This window comes from Glaciimonas sp. GG7, from assembly GCF_052976905.1.
Genome location: NZ_JBRIIQ010000136.1, coordinates 1 through 7930, shown reverse-complemented (window position 1 = coordinate 7930; position 7930 = coordinate 1). Strand labels below are relative to the sequence as shown.

General features: G+C 52.5%; 6 protein-coding genes. 2 read left to right on the top strand and 4 right to left on the bottom strand.

The genetic code is table 11. The annotated features are described in order from the left end of the window. Window positions 1–141: 141 nt before the first annotated feature. Together fic and ACVBEF_RS19500 are read right to left on the bottom strand one after the other, a co-directional pair. Window positions 142–1278, bottom strand: coding sequence for a protein adenylyltransferase Fic (gene fic, locus ACVBEF_RS19505; protein ID WP_447125581.1), 1137 nt, complete (start codon window positions 1276–1278; stop codon window positions 142–144). 271 nt (window positions 1279–1549) lie between these two features. Continuing rightward, a complete protein-coding gene (locus tag ACVBEF_RS19500; protein ID WP_447125580.1) occupies window positions 1550–2959 on the bottom strand; it encodes an HD-GYP domain-containing protein in 1410 nt (469 codons plus the stop codon). Window positions 2960–2983: 24 nt separating this feature from the next. On the opposite strand from ACVBEF_RS19500, the gene ACVBEF_RS19495 reads away from it, so the two are divergent. After that, window positions 2984–3775 (top strand): carboxymuconolactone decarboxylase family protein, encoded by a 792-nt coding sequence (locus ACVBEF_RS19495; protein WP_447125579.1) that lies wholly within the window; start codon window positions 2984–2986, stop codon window positions 3773–3775. Between the two features lie 63 nt (window positions 3776–3838). On the opposite strand, the gene ACVBEF_RS19490 is transcribed toward ACVBEF_RS19495, so the two are convergent. Both ACVBEF_RS19490 and ACVBEF_RS19485 read right to left on the bottom strand, forming a co-directional pair. Continuing rightward, window positions 3839–5503, bottom strand: a complete 1665-nt coding sequence (locus ACVBEF_RS19490; RefSeq protein ID WP_447125578.1) for an ATP-binding protein — start codon at window positions 5501–5503, stop codon at window positions 3839–3841. Between the two features lie 179 nt (window positions 5504–5682). After that, the gene (locus tag ACVBEF_RS19485) at window positions 5683–6081 is read right to left on the bottom strand and encodes a DUF1294 domain-containing protein (RefSeq protein WP_447125577.1); all 399 of its coding nucleotides are present in this window, start codon (window positions 6079–6081) and stop codon (window positions 5683–5685) included. A 173-nt stretch (window positions 6082–6254) separates the two neighbouring features. On the opposite strand from ACVBEF_RS19485, the gene ACVBEF_RS19480 reads away from it, so the two are divergent. Further along, window positions 6255–7930 (top strand): DUF3300 domain-containing protein (locus ACVBEF_RS19480; RefSeq protein WP_447125576.1); only part of this gene is annotated, 1676 nt, incomplete at its 3' end.

The window sequence follows — 7930 nt, the reverse complement described above, 5'->3', positions numbered from 1 at the left end:
AAGCTCAACCGCACGGCATACATCGCGGCCCTACAAGCCGCAGATGGTAGGTGTTACGGGCCGCTTGGTTTTCTTGCGCACTTAGTTTGAAGCAGCAATTTTATGCGGGTACTCAGCTATTAGGACAGAAGACAGTAAACGTTAATTTGCGACCAGATCAGCATAAGGAACAATGACATTGTTATCCTGAGTAAGCAGCCCCATGAGTTTTGGGTGAATAAAAATTTTCTCCTTACCAGCTTCAATTTCTCGTAACACGCCGATCCTGACCAAATCCTTCAAATATCGAGACGCAGCCTGGCGCTTCGCGATATTTTTATCGACCAGATTCGTGATCCGGCAATAGGGTTGCTCGAAAATGACATCAACCAATTCGCGTGTATAGATCTTTGGAAGTTGGTTTTTGACATATTCCACAGTGACATCTGCCAAGTCCCGAATGGCAGAAATTTTTGCTGTCGTCCATTTGGATGTTTCTTCGACCGCTTCGAGCATATACATGATCCAGGGTTCCCAGGCGCCATCGCTCGTAACGCCTAGCAGAAGGCGATAGTAGTCTGCTTTGTTCGCAGTGATGTATCGACTCAGGTACAAGATGGGCAGATTGAGAAGCTCTTCATGAATCAGATACAGAATGTTGAGTACCCGACCGGTACGACCGTTACCGTCCACGAAAGGGTGAATCGCTTCGAACTGGTAATGTCCTACGGCCATGCGTATCAGAGGATCGATGTCGATTTCGTTATGCAGAAATTTTTCCCAATTGCCCAACAAATTGCGCAGAGCATCCTCACCGACTGGTGGTGTATATATCACCGCGCCGGTCTGATCATTGGCCAGTTGCGTTCCGGGAGTTTGCCGAATATTCATGTCAGCGCCTTTTAAGGTGCGACAGATTTCGATTGCAGTAGCGGTGCAAAGTGGCCTCTCTTGTAACGAAGAAAAACCGGCCCGAAGCGCGGTTCGATAGCGCAATGCTTCTTTGGTCGCGCCGTCTACTTGGGCATCACTTCCTTGAGCATGCTTAAAGATCAGGTCTGTTGTTGTGACAATCCCTTCTATCGCCGAGCTATCTTTAGACTCCAGCAGCGGAATAATATTTACTAACATTGTCTGATTGGGAATCAATTCTGCGGCTTGTTTAAGTTCTGCAAGCGCGACACGGGCTGCAATACATCGCTTTAAAACTAGTTTGGTTTCCAGCTCGGATATCGGTGGCAACTCCGGAAGTTCGTTGTAAGGTTGTTCAGGTTGCCATGAAGAGATATTTTTTGTCATGTTCTTTAAATCGAGTTATTGCGACACATTTTGATGATATGTCGTCAGCAGCGACATGTCAAAGAAATGTGTCGCTAAAAATTAATTTTAACGACATGAAAAATAATGAGGGCGACATCGGAAGCGCGGCGGTGGGATATGATTTTTGCGACATAAATCACTCTGGCCAGTATGTATCGCTTCGGATTTGTCATAAGAGCGAACATAAATCCAGCAACTCGCACAACCTTTTAAAGGCCATTCAGCCAGCGGGACATTTTTGTAAACCGCCTCAATCCAGCAGCGCCACATCAACCACATCCCCCGGCAAGTCAGAAAGCTTCACTAACGCAGCCTTGAGCGCCTCAAAGCAGTCCGGATCAATCGCACTACCCACCGTTTCAGCCATCATGTCGAGCGCGCGCGGTACCGGAATCGGTCCGCGATAGGGGCGATCTGCGGTAATGGCATCGAAAATATCGGCGGTCGTAATAATCCGTGTCTCGATGCTGATGTCCTCGGCCATCAAACCACGCGGATATCCGCCTCCATCGAGTTTTTCGTGGTGCGCAGCAGCGACCCGTGCCAGTTCGGAAAAAGCGCCAATACGCGACAAAATGATTTCTGTGTAAGTGGCGTGTAGTTTCACTGCAGCCCACTCTTCGGCGTCTAGTTTGCCTGCCTTATCGAGCACACTATTGCTCACTCCCAGCTTGCCGACATCATGCAGCAACGCACCGCGCTTGAGCCATCTGCGCTCAATCAGCGAGAGACCTAGCGCTTCGGCAATTAAGTCGGTGTAAAACGCTACCCGCGTGCTGTGACCGCTGGTGTAGGGACTTTTGGAGTCGACTATCTGGCCGAAGGCTGCAGCGATGTCGTCGAGGTAGTCATCGTCGACTGGTACCTCACGGTTTGCCGGTTCTAGTGCCAGCACCGCTTCAGCGATATTGGGTGCGGCTAACGTAGACCAGAATCCGTTTGTTTGTGCGGCGCGTTCAAAGGCTTGCACCAGTTGCGGGTCGAACCAGCGGCCGCTGCGCAGGCGAACTTCGTTCATTGCGGCGGTCTCACCTTCGGCGGTGAGGAACACGTCAATGACTTGCGCTAAGAGTGCAATACGGGCGTAGACGGGTATCGCCTCTCCCGCTAAGCCATCGGGTTTGCCGCCGCCGTTGTAGTGTTCGTCGAGGCTGTAAATGCCGCCAGCGACACCCTCAGAGAAGCGTAGCAGCCGTGCGATTTCTGCACCGCGTTGACAACGGGTGGCGATCAATTCGCGGGCAATGTCACTGCCGTCACGCAAGATCGTTAAGACGCTGCGAAAACGCGCGGCTAGTCCGGCTTTGAGTCCCGTGTGTGTGAGCACGAATTTCAGCACCTGGGGCAGGCTTTCGCCGACAGTTTTGAAGTCGCGCTTGAAGTTGATGTCGTCGGTCAGGTATAGCTCGCAGATGCGTGCCGCATTGCTGCTGCAACCCAAATCCTTCAGTAGCAAGGTGTAATACAGATCCCATAGCTGGTCTTCAGGAAGGCCGATCTCGCGTCCGATGTGCATGCCTATCCAGCAGCAGCGGATGCAGTGCCCCTCGGGCTGGCCTTCGGTGATGTCGAGCGCGTAGCTGAACGAGCCGATCAATTCAGATAGCTTGATGCTGCCGCCATCAGGGAGTGATTCCAGATTGGTTCGCAGACTTTGCATAAGGGAATTCCTAACTTCACAAAAGTGAAAGTTCATTCTACGTTACACATAAGTAATGCCGGGATGTTTCTTATTCGGGGCGCTTACGTCTTGATTGCGGTGCGCTCTGGCAAGATTGCACATCGCTTTATTGCACCAGGCGAACCAAAAGAAAGTAGTATTACCCAACAAATTCAAAAACAACAACTACGAGACAATATGAAACCAGTCGTCATAGCTTGTGCGCTCGCACTCGTTTTCACCACAGTAGTACACGCAGCCGGTCGCTTGCCGACGATACCGCCGGAAAAATATACGGATGAGCAAAAGAGTGCGGCCGATGATTTTATGGCGTCGCGCAAGGTGCCAGTTTTCGGGCCATTTGAGCCTTTGATGCATAGCCCGCAAGTGATGAGTCAGGCACGGGCGATGGGGGATTATCTGCGCTACAACTCGGCTATCGGAAATACCTTGAGTGAATTTGTCATTCTGATCACCGCACGCGAGTGGGCGCAGGATTATGAATGGTATGTGCATTATCCGATCGCGTTGAAGGCGGGTATCAAGCCTGAAATTGCGAGTGCGATTGCGGATGGCCGTCGCCCTGCCGGAATGAGTGACGATGAGGAAATCGTCTATGATTTTTCGACCGAATTACACAAGAACAAGCGGGTATCCGACAGCACTTTCAATCGCGCCGAAAAGCGTTTTGGTAGCAAGGGCGTGGTCGATCTGACGGGTATTAATGCGTATTACACGCTGTTGGCGATGCAACTCAATGTGGCGCAGTATCAACTGCCTGCGAATGGAAAGAAATTGGCGCGGTTTCCTGAGTAATCTGAGCTGAGTAATGGATGTGGTCGTCATGACCTGACAGTGGCCACCATCAAAGCACGCATATCAGCTCAAGTCTGTACTACTGTAATTCACCACTCCCAAGGGCAGTCGCAACAAGACTGCCGTGCCCACGCCTGGTGCGCCGGAAATGTTGAGTTCTCCACCGAAATGGCGGACGCGTTCGTGCATGCCAAGGATGCCCCAGGAGGTGCCATCTAGCAGTTGTTCTGGATCAATACCTTTGCCGTCGTCTTTGATTTCGACAACGATGGCGTGGTGGTGGTGGGCGACGCTGATCTTGACCCGCGTAGCGCCAGCATGGCGCACCACATTGGTCAACGCTTCCTGGAAGATGCGAAACAGCATCGTGCTGCGTTCCGGGTCGAGCTCGATGGCGGCGGTGCTTTCGCTAATGCTGCAGGCGCAATTGAGTCCGGTGCGCTCCTGGAATTGTCCTGTGTACCATTCCAGCGCGGCCCACACGCCTAGTTGATCGAGCACGCTTGGGCGCAACTCCGCGATAACCCGGCGCACGGTTTCAATGGCGGCGTCGGTCTGATCTACGGCGTCCAAAAGTAGCAAGTCTTCGGGATGTCCGGCGCGCAAGGAGCGATCAATGGAGACCGAGACGTTGGCTTTAATGCCGGTCAGTACTGCGCCGAGGTCATCGTGGATGTCGCGGGCGATGCGTTTGCGCTCGTCTTCCTTGATGCTTTCTTGATGGTCGATGAGCTTGCGTAAAGTCGAGCGGGAGTGATGTAACTCGGTTTGCGCGTCTTCAAGACAATCTACTTTGTCGGTCAATATCTGGTTCAGACGGCGTAGTTCGAGGCGAGCGTGGTGCTGCTCGGTGGTGTCGCTGCCATCGACGAAAATGGCGGAAACGGCGCCCTCAGCATTTCTGATCGGTTGAAGGACAAAGTCCAGATAACGTTGATTGGCGGGCCCGTCTGGCGACTCTTGCAAATACACCGGCATTTCGTAGGCCAAAAATGGCTTTCCAGACAGATACACCTGATCGAGCAATTTGATCAGGCCTTGGCGTTCGAATTGGGGAATCGCTTGCCGGACCGATTTGCCCAGCACGTCATCGCGCGGGAACAGACGCATGAAGGCTGCATTGATGATGTCGAAAATATGCTCAGGTCCTTTGAGTAACGCCATAAAGCTGGGGGCATGGTCAAACATTTGCTGGAGTTGATCGGCGGCAAAGCGTGTGGCCTTGAAAAGGGTGATGTTTTCACGCTCGGCCAGCACCCGTCGCGTGGTTTCCATGGCCACTACATGCACACCGCACACTACGCCACACTCGTCTCGAGTCGGTGAATAGGTAATCGTGAAGTAGCGGGTTTCAGAAACGCCGGATGGCGTGATGACATATTCCTGATCTTCCAGATGGATGCATTCGCCAGTGTTGAGCACACGGTTATAAATGAGTGTATTAAAGTCCCATACCTCAGGCCAGCAATCTTGCGTGCGCTGGCCGAACGCGACGGGATGACGCAGCCCGAGTATGGGGCGATAGGCGTCGTTATAGATCTGGATCAATTCTGGTCCCCACAGCACGATGGTCGGCAAAGGAGAATCCAAGGCCATGGTGATGGCAATGCGTAAACTTGCAGGCCAATGATGCGTCGGTCCAAGGGCAGTGTTGGTCCAGTCAATTTGACGTATCAGCGCCCCCATTTCGGTACCTTCCGGGGGCCAGGCGCTTGAAGTGTAGACCAAGTGGATTCCTCAAAATAGGGGTATTGTTAAGTGCGATTATTCATATTTTATTCACTGTGCGCACTGTAGCAGGTTGTTGGTGTTTGGATTTTTTGACCCTCCACAACCGTTGAAAATGTGGAATTTTCCACAAATTCCAGACATCACGTCAGAAAATACTTGCTGTGTGTCATTGTTGATTATGTGCTGCTGTAAAAAACGGCTTGAAGAAACGCCGATCCGCTTTGTGTGAACATCCAACCGAGTGTGGCGCAATTGAGAGCGACGCTGATCCAAAATACGATTTGGAATGCTTGTTTCTGCGATTTGTGACGAAATACTTTTTGTGCCAGAAAAGCGCCCGGCCAGCCGCCAAAAAATCCCAGCCAAAGCAGTGTACGTTCTTTAGTGCGCCAGCGCATTTTGCGTGCTGCAGACTTATCTACTCCGTACGCGATGAAGGCTACGGTACTTGTCGCGAGGTAGATGGCCGTGATGGTAAGAGGCAGCCAGCCCAGCCACGCGGCGGCGCTCAGAAAAATGCAAAACAGCGCGGTAAACGCCGCGCTCAGTGATCCTGATAGTGAATATGGTTGCAAACGGGTGGCCTTGGGTGAGTACTTACTGATTAGTCGGTGTGTATAAAGACATGTGGGAATATGCAAGAATTAGTAAGCGTTCGCAAGACTTTGTAACCTACTACGATGATCAGATAGTTACGTGCTACTTTGCCATCATTAATGCCACTTTATTGCGCGACTGAGAGATTACAATGTTTAATAAAAAGACACTATCCATCATGCTCAGTACATCGCTATGCATAGCGGTGTTGCCGCTGGCTGGCTGCAAGCAAGATAAAACACCCGATCAAGCTGTCGCAGGGCCATCTGCCCCCACCAAGTCCGCGTATGTCCCGCCGACAGCGGAGCAGTTATATCAAATGGTCGGGCCGATCGCCTTGTTCCCCGATAAATTGGTAGCACAGGTATTAGCCGGTTCCACCTATCCAGATCAAATTACGGCAGCCGATAGTTGGCTGGCGCAGAACCGGAATTTGACGGCCTCTCAACTACAGGGCGCCGCCAATCAACAGCCGTGGGATGTCAGTGTCAAGGGTTTAACGACTTTCCCGGATGTGTTGGACCAGATGGCAAAGAATATTCAATGGACCTCAGCCTTGGGTGAGGCTTATGTGAACGATCCGACCGACGTGATGAATGCGATTCAGGTTTTGCGCCAGCGTGCTTCGGTCAGCGGCAATCTGAAAACCACCAAACAGCAAAGAATAGCGGTGAGGCCGCGTGTGCAGCCTGCGACTCCGCCAGACTATGTATCGGAGCCGGGTGAGCCACAGGTCTATGTCGGTCCGGAGATCGTCTCAGCACCGCCGGAGTTGATCGAGATTGAGCCGACCGAGCCGAACTATGTCTACGTTCCAACCTATGATCCGCGCGTGGTCTACGGCGAATCAATAGCGGTGTACCCCGGTTATCGTTATGCGCCACCACGCCCGATGTACAGCACCGGTGAAATGGTGACAACCGGTGCGATTTCATTCGGGCTGGGTATCGCTGTTGGTGCCGTCATTAGCAATGCGGGCTGGGGTTGGAATGCGTGGGGCGTGCATTGGGGCGGCGACAGAGGGCGCGGACCAGATGACGGCAGTGGTCGTGGCCCTGATGGCGGTGGCTGGCGACGGCCTGCGGTGGTGTATAACAATTCGACTTATGTCTCGCGCTCCACCACGATCGTCAATCGGGTGACGAATAATTACAACAATAACTACAACAATAATTCCAACAATAATTTCAATAATAACAACAGCATCAACACCCGCAACAACACCAATATCACTACCAACAATGTTGCTCCCGGTGGCAATAACCGCGCTCCGGAGAACGGCGGTGTCATGCATCCCGGACCTGCTAACGCGCCTGTTTTCGGCGCTGGAGGTGCGAATGGAAATAATCCGGCACGACCAAATTTTGTACCGCAAAATCGACAAACCGCTAGCGTGCCACCGGGGGCGCGGCCGGAAGGGGGCGGTGCTGGGCAGCCAAACTTTAATAATATGCATCGACCTGAACCGGGCCAGAATGGTGGCGCTGCTCCAGCCGGTACAGCGCCGAATTTCAATACGATGACCAAGCCAGATTTCAGTCATGTTGCGCCGAATGCCGGACATAACCCGCCGTCGGCAAATACGCATCCGATGATATCGCCTGAGAATGTCAGGCCGCATCTGGCGCAAGAGCCACATGTTGAGAACAATCTGCAAAACAAACCATCACAGACGACCGGAGGCATTGGTAACGCCCATCCCGAGCGCCCGGAGGTACAGCGTGCACCGCAACTGCAACCGCAGCCACGTCCTGAGATACATCAACCAGAACGTCCTTCGCAATCGCAGATGCGCCAGGAAGAGCATCAGCAAGAGCGTGCAGCGCA

What these genes read in the sequence shown, in the direction of transcription:
- fic (WP_447125581.1), bottom strand. Translation starts at nt 1,278, where the DNA reads ATGACAAAAAATATCTCTTCATGGCAACCTGAACAACCTTACAACGAA.
- ACVBEF_RS19500 (WP_447125580.1), bottom strand. Translation starts at nt 2,959, where the DNA reads ATGCAAAGTCTGCGAACCAATCTGGAATCACTCCCTGATGGCGGCAGC.